This window comes from Youngimonas ophiurae (nom. illeg.) (assembly GCF_049803795.1).
Lineage (GTDB): Bacteria > Pseudomonadota > Alphaproteobacteria > Rhodobacterales > Rhodobacteraceae > Thalassobius.
Window position 1 is genome coordinate 224,851 of the sequence record NZ_JBNAGJ010000004.1, and the last position, 16,098, is coordinate 240,948.

The 16,098-nt window shown below is 62.0% G+C and carries 15 protein-coding genes and 1 other RNA gene; 9 read left to right on the forward strand and 7 right to left on the reverse strand.

The window, feature by feature from the left end:
- Positions 1–113: 113 nt before the first annotated feature.
- Complete coding sequence (locus tag ACP15O_RS11025) at positions 114–851, forward strand: DUF1013 domain-containing protein (protein ID WP_425096149.1); 738 nt, start codon at positions 114–116, stop codon at positions 849–851.
- Positions 852–1,308: 457 nt separating this feature from the next.
- On the forward strand, positions 1,309–2,475 hold the full coding sequence (locus ACP15O_RS11030) for a type III PLP-dependent enzyme (protein ID WP_425096151.1): 1,167 nt from the start codon (positions 1,309–1,311) through the stop codon (positions 2,473–2,475).
- Here the strand turns inward: ACP15O_RS11030 and recR are convergent.
- Positions 2,472–3,065: a recombination mediator RecR gene (gene recR / locus ACP15O_RS11035; RefSeq protein WP_425096152.1), complete on the reverse strand. Its 594-nt coding sequence runs from the start codon at positions 3,063–3,065 to the stop codon at positions 2,472–2,474. The genes ACP15O_RS11030 and recR overlap by 4 nt on opposite strands.
- Before the next feature lie 93 nt (positions 3,066–3,158).
- Positions 3,159–3,503, reverse strand: a complete 345-nt coding sequence (locus ACP15O_RS11040) for a YbaB/EbfC family nucleoid-associated protein (protein ID WP_425096153.1) — start codon at positions 3,501–3,503, stop codon at positions 3,159–3,161.
- A gap of 162 nt (positions 3,504–3,665) precedes the next feature.
- Here ACP15O_RS11040 and ACP15O_RS11045 point away from each other — a divergent pair, with 162 nt between their 5' ends.
- Positions 3,666–3,968: a hypothetical protein gene (locus ACP15O_RS11045; protein WP_425096154.1), complete on the forward strand. Its 303-nt coding sequence runs from the start codon at positions 3,666–3,668 to the stop codon at positions 3,966–3,968.
- Between the two features lie 13 nt (positions 3,969–3,981).
- Here ACP15O_RS11045 and ACP15O_RS11050 read toward each other — a convergent pair whose 3' ends face one another.
- Complete coding sequence (locus ACP15O_RS11050; protein ID WP_425096291.1) at positions 3,982–5,745, reverse strand: DNA polymerase III subunit gamma/tau; 1,764 nt, start codon at positions 5,743–5,745, stop codon at positions 3,982–3,984.
- A 211-nt stretch (positions 5,746–5,956) separates the two neighbouring features.
- Between ACP15O_RS11050 and ypfJ the strand changes: the two genes are divergently transcribed.
- Positions 5,957–6,799, forward strand: coding sequence for a KPN_02809 family neutral zinc metallopeptidase (gene ypfJ, locus ACP15O_RS11055; protein ID WP_425096155.1), 843 nt, complete (start codon positions 5,957–5,959; stop codon positions 6,797–6,799).
- 220 nt (positions 6,800–7,019) lie between these two features.
- The gene (locus tag ACP15O_RS11060; protein WP_425096156.1) at positions 7,020–7,508 is read left to right on the forward strand and encodes a protein-tyrosine phosphatase family protein; all 489 of its coding nucleotides are present in this window, start codon (positions 7,020–7,022) and stop codon (positions 7,506–7,508) included.
- Here the strand turns inward: ACP15O_RS11060 and rsgA are convergent.
- The 3 genes from rsgA to ACP15O_RS11075 form a co-directional block, all read right to left on the reverse strand.
- Positions 7,505–8,551 carry a ribosome small subunit-dependent GTPase A gene (rsgA, locus tag ACP15O_RS11065; protein WP_425096157.1) on the reverse strand — a complete coding sequence of 349 codons (1,047 nt, stop codon included), beginning with the start codon at positions 8,549–8,551 and terminating at the stop codon, positions 7,505–7,507. The genes ACP15O_RS11060 and rsgA overlap by 4 nt on opposite strands.
- Before the next feature lie 165 nt (positions 8,552–8,716).
- Positions 8,717–8,815: signal recognition particle sRNA small type (gene ffs, locus ACP15O_RS11070), an RNA gene on the reverse strand.
- A 77-nt stretch (positions 8,816–8,892) separates the two neighbouring features.
- On the reverse strand, positions 8,893–10,773 hold the full coding sequence (locus tag ACP15O_RS11075) for a bifunctional 2',3'-cyclic-nucleotide 2'-phosphodiesterase/3'-nucleotidase (protein WP_425096158.1): 1,881 nt from the start codon (positions 10,771–10,773) through the stop codon (positions 8,893–8,895).
- 198 nt (positions 10,774–10,971) lie between these two features.
- Here ACP15O_RS11075 and nudC point away from each other — a divergent pair, with 198 nt between their 5' ends.
- Positions 10,972–11,946, forward strand: coding sequence for an NAD(+) diphosphatase (gene nudC, locus ACP15O_RS11080; RefSeq protein ID WP_425096159.1), 975 nt, complete (start codon positions 10,972–10,974; stop codon positions 11,944–11,946).
- A gap of 56 nt (positions 11,947–12,002) precedes the next feature.
- Positions 12,003–12,473, forward strand: a complete 471-nt coding sequence (locus tag ACP15O_RS11085) for an SRPBCC family protein (RefSeq protein ID WP_425096160.1) — start codon at positions 12,003–12,005, stop codon at positions 12,471–12,473.
- A 6-nt stretch (positions 12,474–12,479) separates the two neighbouring features.
- Here the strand turns inward: ACP15O_RS11085 and ACP15O_RS11090 are convergent, their stop codons facing one another.
- Positions 12,480–13,313: a prephenate dehydratase gene (locus ACP15O_RS11090; RefSeq protein WP_425096161.1), complete on the reverse strand. Its 834-nt coding sequence runs from the start codon at positions 13,311–13,313 to the stop codon at positions 12,480–12,482.
- A gap of 121 nt (positions 13,314–13,434) precedes the next feature.
- On the opposite strand from ACP15O_RS11090, the gene ACP15O_RS11095 reads away from it, so the two are divergent.
- Positions 13,435–13,956 (forward strand): c-type cytochrome, encoded by a 522-nt coding sequence (locus ACP15O_RS11095; RefSeq protein WP_425096162.1) that lies wholly within the window; start codon positions 13,435–13,437, stop codon positions 13,954–13,956.
- A gap of 269 nt (positions 13,957–14,225) precedes the next feature.
- Complete coding sequence (locus ACP15O_RS11100) at positions 14,226–16,091, forward strand: extracellular solute-binding protein (protein ID WP_425096292.1); 1,866 nt, start codon at positions 14,226–14,228, stop codon at positions 16,089–16,091.
- Positions 16,092–16,098: the final 7 nt, after the last annotated feature.

The window sequence follows — 16,098 nt, forward strand, 5'->3', positions numbered from 1 at the left end:
TCTGTCTTTTTCGGCACTATATAGGCCTCAAGTTCCCCTACAATGGAAACCCGCCCGATCATGGGCCGCCTGTTTTCAGGCAACGGGGAAGATTTGCGTCAAGGAGAGATGACATGGCCAAACCGATTATGGCGAAAGCAACCGCCGTTTGGCTGATCGACAACACCACGATCAGCTTCAAGCAGATTGCCGATTTCGTCGGAATGCACGAGCTGGAGATCCAGGGCATCGCCGATGGCGACGTGGCCCCCGGTGTGAAGGGATTTGATCCGGTCGCCAACAACCAGCTGACCGACGAAGAAATCGCCGCCGCTGAAAAAAGCCCGCTGCACAAGCTGAAGCTGAAGTTCAACGCCGCCGCCCAAGGCGAGGAAAAACGCCGTGGCCCGCGCTATACCCCGCTGTCGAAACGTCAGGACCGTCCGAACTCGATCCTGTGGCTGGTGAAATTCCACCCCGAGCTGACCGACGGCCAGATCGCCAAGCTGGTGGGCACCACCAAGCCGACGATTCAGTCGATCCGCGAGCGCACCCACTGGAACATCGCCAACATGCAGCCGATTGATCCGGTTGCTCTGGGCCTGTGCAAGCAGACCGAACTGGACGCCGCCGTTCAGAAGGCCGCCGCCAAGAAGGCCGCCGAGGGCCAGGCCATGTCCGATGACGAGCGCCGCAAGCTGCTGTCCACCGAGCAGAGCCTGACCATGGACGCCGAGCCCAAAATCCCCACCGCCATCGAAGGCCTGGAGACGTTCAGCCTGAAGGATGAGGACGAGGAAAAAGAAGAGGAAATCCTGGACGCGGACAGCTTCTTTAACCTGCCCAGCGGCACGGATGACGAACAGCCCTGATCCTTGGATCGGGACGCGAGGACAAGGCCCAGGGAATACCCCTGGGCCTTTTCGATTCTGGCAGATGGCGGATCGCGGCATCAGGGGCAATCATTGCCCGCCATGTGGTGCTGAACGCCCTGATTTGATAGAAATCGGTTTGCCTGTGGATCTGGCTTTGGGTCTGTGCGCGTATGGCATTGAAAAATATGGCATAAAACCTGGCCGTGGGGTCTGCGTGCTCTGGCGCGCAACCCTCTGATTTTGATCATATTTTCACACATTCAGGCCGGGTTCAAAAATTCTGCATCGGCGCTGATTTTTTTCTTGATTGGTGGGGCAAGCGGCCCTAAATGCCCAGCTCACAGACGCCAACGCACGCGCCTCTGGCCGGGCCAGCCCCCGTGTTTACGTAGCGACGGTAACGTCTCCCTTGGAAGTGAGCGGTCATATATGGCCGGGTCTATTGGAGATGGCCATGAATGCCTACGTAATGCCCCAGGTGAGCCTGGACGCACCCCAAAACCGTATCGAAACCTACATCCGCGAGGCCGCGTTCGACCGGCCGACGCTGGTTCTGGATCGTCTTGCCGTGGCGCAGCAATACCGCGCTTTGGCTGCCGGTCTGGGCCGCGCGGACATCCACTATGCCGTAAAGGCCAACCCCGCGCGCGAAGTGCTGGAGGTGCTGATCGCCGAGGGCTCGCGTTTCGATGCCGCCTCGCGCGCCGAGATCGAGCTGTGCTTGGGTCTGGGCGCGCATCCCGATCATGTCTCGTTCGGGAACACGATCAAACGGCCCAGCGACATTGCCTTTGCCTATCAGGCGGGGATCACCCTGTTCGCGGCAGATGCCGAAGAAGAGCTGGAGAAGATCGCCGAAAACGCCCCCGGTGCGCGGGTCTATATTCGTCTGCTGGTCGGCGCGACCGAGGCAGACTGGCCCCTGTCCCGCAAATTCGGCTGCGCGCCCGAGATGGCCCCCAGCCTGCTGGCCTATGCCCGCGATCTGGGGCTGGAGCCTGCCGGCCTGTCCTTCCACGTTGGCAGCCAGACGAAACGCCCCGAAATGTGGGCCGAAACGCTGGACCGCGTGGCCCAGGTGTGGGACCGGGCGCGCGCCTCTGGGTTGCCTCTGACGCTGCTGAATATCGGGGGTGGGTTCCCCGCCAGCTATGACGAGTCAGTGCAGCCCGCCCAGCCCTATGCCGCCAAGGTGATGGAAATGGTCGAAGCACGTTTTGACGGTGCCGAAACCGTGATGGCGGAACCTGGCCGCGGCATGGTGGCCGAGGCCGGCATGATCGCTGCCGAGGTACTGCTGGTGTCGCGCAAATCCCCCGACGATCTGCACCGCTGGGTCTATCTGGATATTGGTAAATTTTCAGGACTGGCGGAAACGATGGAAGAGGCGATCCGCTATCAATTCATCACCGACCGTGATCACGAGGATATGGCCCCCTGTATTCTGGCCGGTCCGTCCTGCGATTCGGCTGATGTGCTGTATGAAAACCGCCCCGTGCAACTGCCTGTCGGGTTGCGCGCCGGGGATCGGGTGATCATTCGGGCCTGCGGGGCGTATACGTCCAGCTATGCCTCGGTCGGGTTCAACGGGTTCCCGCCGCTGGATGTGGTGGTGATCTAAAACCGTTTGCGCGCGTTCAGGGCGGCGGTGATCGTGCCGTCGTCCAGATAGTCCAGCTCGCCTCCGATCGGAACGCCCTGCGCCAGCGAACTGAGCGTGGCCAGCCCCTCTAGCTCGTCCGCGATGTAATGGGCGGTGGTCTGGCCATCGACGGTGGCGTTCAGCGCCAGGATGACCTCGGATATACCTTCGGTTTTCACGCGGTCCACCAGGCGGGGGATGCGCAGATCTTCGGGGCCGACGGCATCCAGCGCGGACAGCGTGCCGCCCAGAACGTGATAGCGCCCCTTGAACACGCCTGCGCGCTCCATTGCCCACAGATCGGAGACGTCTTCGACCACGCATAAGATGCCATTGGCCCGCGCGTCCGAGGCGCAGATGTCACAGACATCCCCGGTGCCGATATTTCCGCAATTCAGACACTCGCGGGCCGTGGCGGCGACGGTCTGCATCTGATCGGCCAGAGGCGCCAGCAACAGGCCGCGTTTGCGGATCATATGCAGCACCGCGCGCCGGGCCGAGCGTGGACCCAGCCCCGGCAATTTCGCCATCATCTCGATCAGAGTGTCGATGTCTGTGTTACTGCTCACGCGGGGGCCTGTGGATCGGTGGGATTGAGTATTTGGGGCAAGATGAAAGGGGCGGTGGAGCGCCCCTTTGCGGGCTGTATTCTGGACCGTGGATCAGAAGGGCAGTTTCATGTCGGCGGGCAGGCCCAGGCCTTCGGTCAGTTTGGCCATCTCGGCCTGCGCCTTTTCGGCGGCTTTGGACTGCGCGTCCTTGATGGCGGCCAGGATCAGATCTTCGACTACCTCTTTTTCGTCGGGTTGGAAGATCGAGGGGTCGATGTCCAGCGCGGTCAGTTCCGATTTCAGGGTGCAGGTGGCCTTGACCAGCCCGGCGCCGGATTCCCCGGTGACGGTCATGGTGGCCATTTCCTCTTGTAACGTGGCCATTTTTTCCTGCATTTCCTTGGCCGTTTTCATCATCTTGGCCATGTCGCCAAGGTTTCCTAGCCCTTTCAGCATGGGGATTTCCTTTGTGTTTGAACCTTGTGCCTTAGATACGGGGCGGTGCCTGCCGAAACAAGAGAAAGCCCGCGCAAGGGCTGCGGAAGCCAACGAAAATGTGCATTGGCAGGAAAGGGACGGATTTGTTAGCGTTCGGGTATTGTTTGAGAGGAGTTTGAAATGAAAGCTTTGGCTTTAGGGGGGGCGCTTGCCATCGGGGCGGCCGGGATGGCGGCGGCCGAGGGCGAGTACCGCTGCTGCATTCTGAAGATTAAGCAGAAAGATTATACCTGTCTGAACACGGAATATAACGTCTGCAAAAGCTCTCCGCGGTTTCAGGCGTATAAGTACAAGCAGGTTTGCCGCTCGAAAGTGGGCGATCCGCCGAATTGCCAGAATGCAAAGACCGGCACCAAAACGCGTGGCTATGACGCGGCCAGCTTTGAGGAAATGATGCAGAAAATAGCGGAAATGGAGAAGTGAGCCCGCAGTGGGATCAGTCTTCTTCGAAGGGATCCCATTCGTCATCTACCTCGGCCAGGGCATCGGCCTGTGCCTTGGCCGTCAGGTCTTGATGGCTGCGCACATTGGTGATTTTTGCATTCGGAAACGCCGTCAGGACGGCTTGGACCATCGGATGATCGGCGGCCTGGCGTTTGACGGCCAGGTCGGCGGCGTCCCGCACTTCGGCGATGGTTTCGGTTCCGGCTTCGGCGACGACGCTGACCACCCAGCGGTTCCCTGTCCAGCGTTGCAGGGCGCTGCCCAGGCGTGCGGCCAGATCCGGCGGGGCCATGTCCGAGGGCTGAAATTCAATCCGGCCAGGGCGATAGGCCGCCAGCCGTAGCCCGGTTTCCACATCCACCAGCAGTTTTGCATCCCGGTTCACCCGGATCAGCTCGACCACGTGGTCAAAGCTGGGATAGCGGGCCAGAGCCTGTTCGGCGTCCTGTGCCAGCGCCATCACCGGCCCGCCCCCCCCGCCAGAGCCCGAGGGGCCCGGCGTGTAGGCTTGCGTTGCCGGCCCTGAGGGGGCGTGCTGCGCGGGCATTCCACCACCGGGCAGCGGCGGCGGAGGCGTTGCGTCTTTCAGGCGGCGGACCAGATCCTCGGGGGTGGGCAGTTCGGCGACATGGGTCAGGCGGATGATCGCCATTTCGGCGGCCATCATGGTATTGGGGGCGTGGCCGACTTCGTCCAGCGCCTTGAGCAGCATTTGCCACATCCGCGTCAGCACCCGCATTTGCAACGTGCCGGCCATTTCCAGCCCGCGAGCGCGCTCATCGGGCGAGACTGTGGGATCCTCAGCCGCGTCGGGGGTGATCTGGACAACGGAGATCCAATGGGTGATTTCCGCCAGATCGCGCAGAATGGCCATCGGATCGGCCCCATCGGCATATTGGGCGCCCAGCTCGGTCAGGGCGCCGGCGGCATTGCCTTTCATGATCAGATCGAACAGGTCCATCACCCGGCCGCGATCGGCCAGGCCCAGCATGGCGCGCACCTGATCGGCGGTGGTTTCGCCCGCGCCGTGGCTGATCGCCTGATCCAGCAGCGAGGTCGCATCGCGGGCCGAGCCTTCGGCGGCGCGGGTGATCAGTGCCAGGGCGTCATCGGTGATCTGCGCGCCTTCGGCGGTGGCGATCTTGCGCAGCAGGCCGATCTGGTCCTCCGGCTCGATCCGGCGCAGATCGAAGCGCTGACAACGGGACAGGACGGTCACGGGAACCTTGCGAATTTCGGTGGTGGCAAAGATGAATTTGACGTGGGCGGGGGGCTCTTCCAGCGTTTTCAGCAGCGCGTTGAAGGCGCTGGTGGACAGCATGTGCACCTCATCGATGATGTAGATCTTATAGCGCGCGCTGGCGGCGCGGTAATGGACGCTTTCGATGATTTCGCGGATGTCATTGACGCCGGTGCGGCTGGCGGCGTCCATCTCCATCACATCGACGTGGCGGCCCTCCATGATGGCGGTGCAATGTTCGCACTGTCCGCAGGGTTCGGTGGTCGGGCCGCCATTCCCATCAGGGCCGATGCAGTTCATCCCCTTGGCGATGATCCGGGCGGTGGTGGTTTTGCCGGTGCCGCGAATGCCGGTCATGATAAAGGCCTGCGCGATCCGGTCGGCCTCGAACGCGTTTTTCAGCGTGCGGACCATGGCCCCCTGGCCGACGAGATCGGCGAAGGTCTCGGGGCGGTATTTACGGGCGAGGACCTGATAGCCGGGGGTGGGGGTGTCGCTCATGTCGTGCCTTCGGATTCGTGCGCTTGCGATTAACCTATGCGGGGAGCGGCGGCGGGACAAGGCAGGACAAGGCGGCGCGTCTACCCGATTGCCCCCGGCCCGGTTCCATCCGCGCCGCGCGGCCGATGTGGCATGTGCGGAGAGGGGGAAAACTGCGCCGGTTTTGCCATGTTCAGGCCTTGCGGCGGACGTTAGGGTTCAGGCAAGATTTCAGGAGACAAGAATTATGCGTTTGAAGGGTATTCGGGCCAGTCGCAATATTGAGGATCGCCGCCGCAGCGCTGGTGGTGCGGGCGGCAAGGCTGGCATTGGGGGTGTGGGTTTGCTGATCGTGTTGGCGATCGGCTATTTCGCGGGCATTGACGTAACGCCTTTGTTGGACGGGCAGGCGGGCCAGCAATCCAGCGCCACGCGCGAGCTGAGCGCCGAAGAGCAGCGGGCGGCTGAATTCTCGGCTCGGGTGCTGGCGACGACCGAGACGGTCTGGGCCGACATTTTCCCCAAGCAGCTGAACACCGAATATCAGCCTCCGGTTTTGGTGCTTTATTCCGGTCTGGCCCAAAGCCCTTGCGGCGGTGCCAGTGGTGCAACGGGCCCGTTTTATTGCCCCGCGGATGAGAAAGCCTATCTGGACACGGCCTTTTTTGCCACCTTGTCGCGGCAGCTGGGGGCCAGGGGCGATTTCGCGGCGGCCTATGTGATCGCCCATGAGGTGGCGCATCATGTGCAGAATGAAATGGGTATTCTGGGGCAGGTGAACTCGGCCCGCAGGCAGGTCAGCCAGGCGCGGGCTAATGCCTTGACTGTCCGGCTGGAGTTGCAGGCCGACTGTCTGTCCGGTGTCTGGGCTCGAAATGTGGATGGGCTGCTGGAGCCCGGCGATCTGCAAGAGGCGCTGAATGCGGCCCGGATGATTGGCGATGATCACCTGCAAAAACGCGCAGGACGGGTGCCGCAGCCACATACATTCACGCATGGGACGTCTGAACAACGTGCGCGCTGGTTCGGGATCGGTTATAAGCGGGGGCAGATCTCGGCCTGCGATACGTGGAGCACGGAGAATCTGTAAGCCGCAGAGGCAGTATGATGTTAACAAGTGACATTCAGGCGGAACATGCACGTTTCGCGGATTTGATGCAGGCAAAGGGCTTGGGCCGCTCGGCAGTCTATTCGGCTTTGCGTTGCTGGCTGCGGCGTGTCGTGCTGCTCTGCTTTCTACCGTTCTGGAAAATGGTGCGCTGGGTCAAACGCCTGAATTTGCCCCGATGCGAGGAGATCTGACCAGGAACATGCCGCATTTCATCATTCACGCGCTGCAATCGGGAAAGGGAATCCTGGCTCTGTCGCCCATTCCGGGCGGCAGCGGAGAGTATGCCGCCGATCTGGAGCATCTGCGTGAATGGCAACCGGCGATGTTGATTTCGCTGACCTCGATGGTGGAAATGGTGGCGGCGGGGGCGGCGAGTCTGGGGCAGGACATGCTGGATAGCGGTACGCGCTGGGTGCATCTGCCGATTGCGGATTTCGGCACGCCGGACGCCGGATTCGAGGACGCATGGCCGCAGGTCAGCCAATTGGCGCGGCAGGCGCTGCACGGCGGCGGGCGTGTTCTGGTGCATTGCCGGGGTGGGTGCGGGCGCTCTGGCATGGTGGCGCTGCGGCTGATGATCGAAAGCGGCGAAAAACCCGCCGCCGCGCTGGCGCACCTGCGGCGGGTGCGGCCCTGCGCCGTGGAAACCGAGGCGCAGCGCCAATGGGCCTTTGACGGGCGGGGTTAGCGTTCGCCGCGGCGGGCGCGTTTGGCCTTCATCGTGGATTTGACCATCTTGCTGAATTTGCGCCCACGCTGGCGTGCCTCGGCAATGGTTTCCGAGTTATGCGCGTCCTCGCTTTTCAGTTTGCGCCAGCGGGTCAGGCGATCCGGGTCCAGCTCGCCCGCGTCAATCGCGGCACGGACGGCGCAGCCGGGTTCGGTCTCGTGCTGGCAATCCGAGAATTTGCACCCCAGCGCCAGATCGGTCACGTCACCGAACAGCGTGTCGATCCCGCCCGAGGCATCGTGCAAGGCCAATTCCCGCATCCCCGGCGTGTCCACCAGCCAGCCGCCCGCCAGCATCCGATACATAGAGCGGGCGGTGGTGGTGTGGCGGCCTTTGGCGTCGTCCTCGCGGATGTCACCGACGGCCAGATCCTGCCCGGTCAGCCCGCGCGCGATGGTGGATTTGCCCACGCCGGAAGAGCCGACCAGGGCAACGCTCTGCCCTGGTCCGCACCAGGTTTGCAGCCGGTCGATATCGCCGGAATCCTTGGCGTTGATCGCCAGAACCTGCGCGTCCCGATACAGGCTGCGGGCGCGGTCGGCATAGGTTTCCGCATCGCCGTCTTGCGGTTTGTCGGCCTTGGTGATCACAATCACCGGGTCGATCCCGGCCTCGATTGCGATGGCCAGATAGCGTTCCAGCCGGGCCTCGTTAAAGTCGTCATTGCACGAGGTGGTGATGAACAGCGTGTCGATATTCGCCGCGATCAGCTGCGTTTCCGAGGCGATCCCGGCCGCCTTGCGCGAAATCAGCGTGCGCCGGTCCAGCAGGCGGATGATCCGTTCGCCATCGGTCAGGGCAAAATCGCCCACGGCAAATTCGCTGGCGATCAGCTCGCCCGTCAGGGCCAGTTCGTGGCGGTTCAGGCTTGCATCCAGCGCGACAACATCGCGGCGGCGCACCTCTGAGATGCGAACGGGGGTATAGGTTTCAAAGTCCTCAAGGGACAGCTGGCCGGTAAAATGCTGGCTCCAGCCAAGGGATTTCATGTCTTGTGTCATTGGTCTGCCTTGCAAAACGCGTGAAATTGCCCCGCGCCGTGGCATCGGCGGGGGAAAGCGGTTTCGGGCAGTGCAAAGATGGCTCTGGCCTTAGGACGCAGCTACCCGAAGGGCGACACAAACGACAATCATCAAAATCCCTCCTGGGTGGTGTTACGTTGGCATAGGTGAGAGGCTGGACAACGACCCAAGCGGGACTCGTTACGGCTGCTTCCTTCCGGATCTGACCGGGTTGGCGAGGAGCTTGCCCGCGCCAACCTCTCACTCAGCGATATAAGCCCCCCGATCCGGATTCGCAAGCGGGCCGGTCATGGCAATGTCATCCCCGCGTCACGCGGGTGTCAAAGCAACAGACGATAGAGCGCGAACCCGTCTTCGAACTGGCCGGTATGGGTCAGCTCTACAGGGATGTCGGCCAGATGTTTTTGCGCCCGCGGCGCGGATCGCAGCAAAACGCTGGTGCCGGGGCTGGGGCTGAACCGCCAGTTCAGTGTGGGCTCTAATTCCAGCGTGCCCTGGCGACGAATCCAATCTGTCAGGATGGACCGGATTTCCGCAGGGGTTGCCAGCACCTGATTTTCCGCCCCCGTCCCGTCAAAGGCACCGCCCCCGCCCGCGCGATAGCTGTTGGCCACAAGCAGAAATTCCTGATCGTCTTGCAGGGGCAGCCCGTTATGGCGCAGGTTCACGATGCGCTGTGCGGTGGGCTCGGCCAGGCTGCCATCCAGCGCGAAACGGGACGGCTGGGTCAGGTCGATCTCATAGTCCAGCCCCAGGATGAAATCGCAGTGATAGCTGGGAAATCGGGGCCGAAGCAGCGGCTGATCCAGCAAACCGGGGCGGATTTGCAGGAACTTACCCGCCGAGCGTTCAAGCCAGTTGCGCAATTGGGCCCCGGTGACACGCAGAACGGACAAAGTATTGGGGAACAGATACAGATCGGCCAGCCCCCGCAGCGTCAGCGGGCCGGCGGGAACATCGGTATAGTTCTCGGGGCCGGCGTGCCCCCCGGCCCGAAAAGGCGAGGCCGCAGACAGCAGCGGCAGGTCTTGGGGCTCCAGTTTCTGCCGGGCGAAATCCAGCTGGGCCATGGCCACGGCGCGGGTGGCCAGGTCAAAGCCGGCAAAGGTGAAATAGGAATGCAGCGGCTGCGCGGTCGTCGCCACAGCGGTGCGGATATGCGAGAGGGTCTCGGAATGGTCCCGCTCCAGGGTTTGTGGCAGATCCGGTTCGGATTCGGGCGGAATGGGCGCCAGATAGGATCTGTGGCGCGCGATTTGCCATTTGCCGCTGGCGTCGCGGCTGAGCGCCAGGTCGATCACCCCCAGATCCGAGCCCCAGAAACCGGCCATCACCGCCGGTTTGCCATGCAGGGTGCCTTTGGTAATATCGACATCCTCGATTCCGGAAAACTGCGGTCCGGGGAAGCGTCCGTGCTGATGCCCGCAGAGCACCACATCAATCCCCTCGACCGAGGCCAGATGGATGCTGGCGTTTTCCAGAAACTCGTGATCCTCGGTTTTGGCGATGCCCGAATGGCTGAGCGCGATGACAATATCCGCCCCGGCGGCGCGCAGACGCGGCACATGCGCCTTTGCGGCGCGCGTGATCCCGCGCATGAACAGCTTGTCTTCCAGATGCCGGTGATCCCAGATCGCGATTTGCGGCGGGACAAATCCGATCACCCCGATTTTCAGCGTATGTGCCTGCCCGGCTTGATCCGTGACCTGCCGTTCCAGCAGGGCATAGGGCGGCAGAAAGGTCTGATCCTGTTCCGGAGTGTTGCCCAATTGGGTGGCTGCGTTCGCCAGAACCATCGGGAATGCGGCGTCCTTTAAGACGGCGTTCAGAAATTCCAGGCCATAGTTGAATTCGTGATTGCCCAGGGTGCCTGCGTCATAGCGCAGCGCGTTCATCATCGTGATCGCAGGATGTTTGGGGCCGCCCTTGGGGTTTTTCTCGGCAAAGAGATCCCCCAGCGGTGTGCCTTGCAGGAAGTCTCCGGTTTCCAGCAGGACCGAATTGGCGGCCTCTGACCGGGCATTCTGGATCAGCCCGCTTAGCTGGGACAGGCCGACATTCGGGTCCGGGGTGTCGGTGAAATAGTTGTAGGGCAGCAAATTCACATGCACGTCCGTTGTCTGCAAAATACGCAGATGGGTTTCGTGGGTCTCCACGCGGAAGGGCTGCGCATCAGCGGCAGAGTGCTCGGTTGCCTGCATTTTTTAATCTAGTCGCCTATAGGTTGAGTGATCGGCCCAAGAAAATCTATATCTGCCCAAGATTAAAGGGCAATTTTGCGAATAATTGAGCCAATTTATGTTCATCCTAGGACCGTTAAGGGAGAGTGAGACACAAATGTGGTCAAACCGCCTTAGTTTCTGTCATATAGCTGCGGATCGCAGAGCAGAGGGGCGCAGATGAAACTGGCAGAGACGGTGACTTTCGGTGGGTCCGGGCTGGATCGCGCTGCTGAATGGCGCGGGGATGCAGAGGCAATGGCGCGGGCCGCCCGCGACCCTGCCGCGCGCGCAATCGTCCTGTGGCGTGGCAAGCCGATGATCCTGCGGGGGCCGGATCGCTCGGCTATGCTGGTCCGGGTTGGCCTGAGCCATCCGGTGCTTTCTGCCGCCGGGGAGGCACCGATTTTCCTGGGCCGCGATGAGGCCGGGCCCGTGTTCGCGCAGGACATTTCTGGATGGGAGCCCGCCCAGGCCGATCTGCACGCGCTGGACAGTTTTCTGGATCGCAGCGAACAGCCCCATCCCGATCTGCCCGACACCCATGTGTTCGCGGAACTGCGGGCCGTGATGACTGCTCTGGATACGCGCGATGCCGAGCTGGCCGCCACGGCGCGCGCGGTGTTCAGCTGGCACCGCTCGCATCGGTTCTGCGCCAAATGCGGCCATCAGAGCGACATGATCATGGCGGGGTGGCAGCGCAGTTGCCCTGACTGCGGGGCGCAGCATTTCCCGCGCACCGATCCGGTTGTGATCATGCTGATCACGCATGGAAACGACGTGCTGATGGGGCGCTCTCCGGGGTGGCCGGACGGGATGTATTCGCTGCTGGCCGGGTTTGTCGAACCGGGCGAAACGATCGAGGCCGCCGTCCGCCGCGAGGTCTATGAAGAGGCGGGGGTCACGGTGGCTCAGGTGGGCTATCTGGCCAGCCAGCCCTGGGCGTTTCCCGCGTCTTTGATGATGGGGTGTTATGGCCACGCCACCAGCCGGGACATCCAGATTGATCCCAATGAAATCGAGGATGCGCGCTGGTTCTCGCGCGAGGAAATCATGCTGGCCTTTGCGGGGCAGCATCCGCAGCTTATGCCCGCGCGAAAAGGTGCCATTGCTCAGTTTTTGCTGCGGAACTGGCTTGCCGATCGGTTGGAATAAGGTGAAAATGGCGCCCGAATTGGGGCGCTGAATCTGAACAAGAGTAGAGAGCAAGTATGGAATTCACCACGCAACAGGATATCGACGCACCTTCGGAATTTGTGTTCGAGTGCCTGTCGGATTTTCAGAGCTTCGAGAAAGCCGCCCTGCGGCGCGGCGCGGATGTGCAGCGCGTTGATAACCTGGCCGAGCTGGGGTTGGGCGCGCGCTGGGATGTGGCGTTCAGTTTTCGGGGGAAATCGCGCGATGTCTCGGTTGAGCTGGTCGAGTTCGCCCCCAGCGACAAGGCCGCCTATCGCGCCAGCGGCCAGGGTATCGAGGCGGTCATGGGGATCGAGCTGGTTCCGATGTCGCGCAGTCGCACCCGCATGGTGACGACCGTAGGCATGGAGGCTAAAACCCTGTCCGCGCGGCTGCTGCTGCAATCCATGAAGCTGGCCAAGGGGCAGATCGGCAAGCGGTTTGACGGCATGATGGGCGATTACGCCAAGCAACTGGGCAAGCGCCACGCGAAACGCAGCGCTTGATGCCGTTCAGTGACGGCGCGCATCTGCGGGGTAGACGCCCAGGATTTTCGTGTTGGTGGTGAAATAGTCCAGCTCGTCCAGCGCCAGCTGGACGTTGGGATCGTCCGGATGGCCTTCGATATCCGCATAGAACTGCGTCGCGGTGAAAGACCCGCCGACCATGTAGCTCTCTAGCTTGGTCATGTTCACGCTGTTCGTCGCAAAGCCGCCCATCGCCTTATAAAGCGCGGCTGGGATGTTGCGGACCTCGAAGACGAAACTGGTGATCATGCCGTCATCGCCCCGGCGTGTGTGATCGGCCTCGCGGCTCATCAGCAGGAAGCGTGTGGTGTTGTTGCCCTCGTCCTCGATGTGGCGGGCCAGCACGTCCAGGCCGTAGATTTCACCAGCCAGCTCACTGGCCAGTGCGGCCAGCGAGGCATCCCCCATTTCCGACACCTGCCGGGCGGACCCAGCAGTATCGGCGCCCACGCGACGATGAATCCCGTGTTCGCGCAGGAATTCGTGGCATTGGCCCAGCAGGACGGTGTGGCTCATGGCGGTGTCGATCTGGTCCAGCCGGGTGCCGGGCAGGGCCAGCAGGTTGATGTGGACCCGGACGAAATGTTCCTCGATGATGTGCAGCCCGGATTCAGGCAAGAGCGAGTGGATATCCGCCACCCGCCCATATGTCGAATTTTCCACCGGCAGCATGGCCAGATCGGCGCGGCCCTCGTTTACGGCATCAATCGCGTCCTCAAAGGTGCGGCAGGGCAGGGCCTCCATATCCGGTCGTGCCTGGCGGCAGGCCTGATGCGAATAAGCGCCGGGTTCCCCCTGAAAGGCGATGCGATTGGTCATTTTCCGTCATTCCTGTGGTTTTTCAGCCCCAAGGGCGATTGGTCGCGGAAACTACACCTTGCGCTGCATAAGTGGAAGCGGATACATACGCGCCGACAGACACGAAATAGACGGGCGAACCATGTTTGACACGATGACCCTTACCAAAGTCGGCGGCGCGCTCTGCGGCTCGCTTCTGGTGTTCCTGCTGGGCAGCTGGGCGGCCGAGGCCCTGTACCACACTGGCGGCGGACACGGTGACGACGCGCAGCAGGCCTATGTGATCGACACCGGCGAAGAAGACGCAGGTGGCGCGGCCGCAGAAGAAGGCCCCGATTTCGCAGAACTGCTGGCTTCGGCTGACCTGGGCAAAGGCGCCAAGGTGTTCGGCAAATGCAAAGCCTGCCATAAAACCGAGCCCGGCGTGAACTCGACCGGCCCGTCGCTGTACGGCGTTGTGGATCGTACCGTCGGCACCGAGGCCGGGTTTGGCTACTCGGGGAAAATGGCTGCGGTTGCTGAAACCTGGACCGTCGATAACCTGAACGCTTTCCTGGAAAAGCCCAAGGCCTTCGCCCCCGGTACCGCGATGTCCTTTGCCGGTCTGAAAAAAGAGACCGACCGCGCCAATGTGATCGCATATCTGGATAGCCTGGACGATTGATCCTCGGCTGATCCGAGATTCAGGGCCGCTACCCCGCCTGGGTGGCGGCCTTTTTGCTGCTCGATTGGGGCGGCTTGTGTCTCATTCGCACAAATCCCGGTGATTAGGCCGAATCGCCGCTTGAACATGATCCGCGCGCACCATTAGCTTAGCCTAGGTCACAACAGCCGGTAGACCCTACCGACGCGGAGGATAAGCATTTGAAATCCCAGCCCCGTTGCCAAGCTCAGGCACGCCCCTTTCCCCTGATGGCTTTGCTTTCGACATTGATGGCGACGCTGGCCGCGTTGATGCTGGCCTTGCCTGTCTGGGCGGGCGAAGAGCGGGTGATCAAATCGCACGGGTATTCGTTTTTCGGCGATCTGAAATATCCGGCCGATTATCCGCATTTCGACTATGTGAACCCCGATGCGCCCAAAGGCGGCGAGATCGCCCTGTGGGCACCGGGTACGTTTGATTCGATGAACCCCTACAGCCGCAAGGGCCGCGCGGGCCGCTACAGCTGGATGGTCTATGAAAGCCTGCTGGGCGAAGAACCCGCCGCCAGCGCCAGCACGCCCGCCGATGTCTATGGCGAAAGCTACGGTTTGCTGGCCGAAAGCCTGGAATACGATGAGGGTAAGACCTGGGTGATCTTCCACATGCGCCCCGAGGCCCGGTTTTCCGATGGTGTTCCGGTGACGGCGCATGACGTGGTGTTCAGCCATAACCTGCTGCTGGAGCAAGGGCTGCCGTCCTATGCTCAGGCGGTGAAAAAACGTGTGCTCAGCGCTGAGGCGCTGGACGATCACACCGTCAAATTCACCTTTGCCTCCGGAATTTCGCGCCGCAGCCTGATTGATCAGGTGGGCGGTGTGCCCGTCTGGCCGCGCCACTGGTATGAACAGACCGGCGCCCGCCTGGACGAGCCGCGCCTGGATGCGGCCCCTGGTTCGGGGCCTTATATGCTGGACAGCTATGATGTGAACCGGCGCATCGTCTACAAACGCAACCCCGATTATTGGGGCTGGCACCTGCCGATCAACAAGGGTCGCCATAATTTCGATAAGATCCGGATCGAATATTTTGGCGATGACGCTGCCGCATTCGAGGCCTTCAAGGCGGGGGAATATACCTTCCGCGCCGAGGGGAACTCCAAGAAATGGGCCACGGGATACGCATTCCCCGCGATTCAGAAGGGCTGGGTGAAAAAGGAAACCCTGCCCGATGGCACGTCCCCCGATCCCACAGGGTTTGTGTTCAATCTGGGCCGCGATGCGCTCAGGGATAAACGTGTCCGCGAGGCGATCTCGCTTGCGTATAACTTCGAATGGACGAATGAATCGCTGCAATTTGGCCTGTTCAAACAGCGCCATTCCTTTGTCCAGGGTGCCCCGACCGAGGCAATGGGCCCGCCCGAGGGCGATGAGCTGGCGCTGCTGAAATCCTTTGGCGATCTGGTGCCCGCCGATCTGCTGAGCGAACCTGCCGTGCGGGCGCATAGCTCGAAACCGGACCGTCTGCGCGATCGCCGCAATATCCGCCGCGCGATGAAATTGCTGGACGAGGCCGGCTGGCCGGTGGGCGATGACGGGCTGCGCCGCAATGCCAAGGGGCAGACGCTGTCGTTGTCCTTCCCGATTCCGTCCAGCGGCTCGGCCACGCTGGAGGCAATCGCCGAGACCTTTACCCAGAACCTGCAAGCGCTGGGGCTGGACGCGAAATTCGAAAAGGTGGACCCCTCGCAATTCACCCTGCGCCGCCGGGAACGGGACTATGACATCCTGTTTGACGGCTACCGGACCTTCCTGGACACCGGGACGGGGCTGCGTCAGATGTATGGCTCGGCCGAGGCGGCGTTCAGTCTGTTCAATCCGGCCGGTCTGGCCAGCCCGCTGGTGGATAAGATCATCGACCATTCGCTGCAAACCACCAGCGCGCATGACCGGGACGTGGCCCTGATGGCGCTGGACCGGGCGCTGCGGTACGAGCGGTTCATGATCCCCGTCTGGTATAACGATGCCAGCTGGGTGGCCTATTGGGACATGTATGAACACCCTGCCGAATTGCCCACCTATTCCCTGGGTGTGCTGGATTTCTGGTGGTACAACGCTGATAAGGCCGCTGCGCTGAAGGCAGCCGGCGCGCTGAGGTAACCGCCAT

Bases quoted from the DNA above. Each gene is read 5' to 3' on its own strand.
- ACP15O_RS11025 (WP_425096149.1), top strand. From the start codon at position 114: ATGGCCAAACCGATTATGGCGAAAGCAACCGCCGTTTGGCTGATCGAC.
- ACP15O_RS11030 (WP_425096151.1), top strand. From the start codon at position 1,309: ATGAATGCCTACGTAATGCCCCAGGTGAGCCTGGACGCACCCCAAAAC.
- ACP15O_RS11040 (WP_425096153.1), bottom strand. From the start codon at position 3,503: ATGCTGAAAGGGCTAGGAAACCTTGGCGACATGGCCAAGATGATGAAA.
- ACP15O_RS11045 (WP_425096154.1), top strand. From the start codon at position 3,666: ATGAAAGCTTTGGCTTTAGGGGGGGCGCTTGCCATCGGGGCGGCCGGG.
- ypfJ (WP_425096155.1), top strand. From the start codon at position 5,957: ATGCGTTTGAAGGGTATTCGGGCCAGTCGCAATATTGAGGATCGCCGC.
- ACP15O_RS11060 (WP_425096156.1), top strand. From the start codon at position 7,020: ATGCCGCATTTCATCATTCACGCGCTGCAATCGGGAAAGGGAATCCTG.
- rsgA (WP_425096157.1), bottom strand. From the start codon at position 8,551: ATGACACAAGACATGAAATCCCTTGGCTGGAGCCAGCATTTTACCGGC.
- ACP15O_RS11075 (WP_425096158.1), bottom strand. From the start codon at position 10,773: ATGCAGGCAACCGAGCACTCTGCCGCTGATGCGCAGCCCTTCCGCGTG.
- nudC (WP_425096159.1), top strand. From the start codon at position 10,972: ATGAAACTGGCAGAGACGGTGACTTTCGGTGGGTCCGGGCTGGATCGC.
- ACP15O_RS11085 (WP_425096160.1), top strand. From the start codon at position 12,003: ATGGAATTCACCACGCAACAGGATATCGACGCACCTTCGGAATTTGTG.
- ACP15O_RS11090 (WP_425096161.1), bottom strand. From the start codon at position 13,313: ATGACCAATCGCATCGCCTTTCAGGGGGAACCCGGCGCTTATTCGCAT.
- ACP15O_RS11095 (WP_425096162.1), top strand. From the start codon at position 13,435: ATGTTTGACACGATGACCCTTACCAAAGTCGGCGGCGCGCTCTGCGGC.
- ACP15O_RS11100 (WP_425096292.1), top strand. From the start codon at position 14,226: ATGGCGACGCTGGCCGCGTTGATGCTGGCCTTGCCTGTCTGGGCGGGC.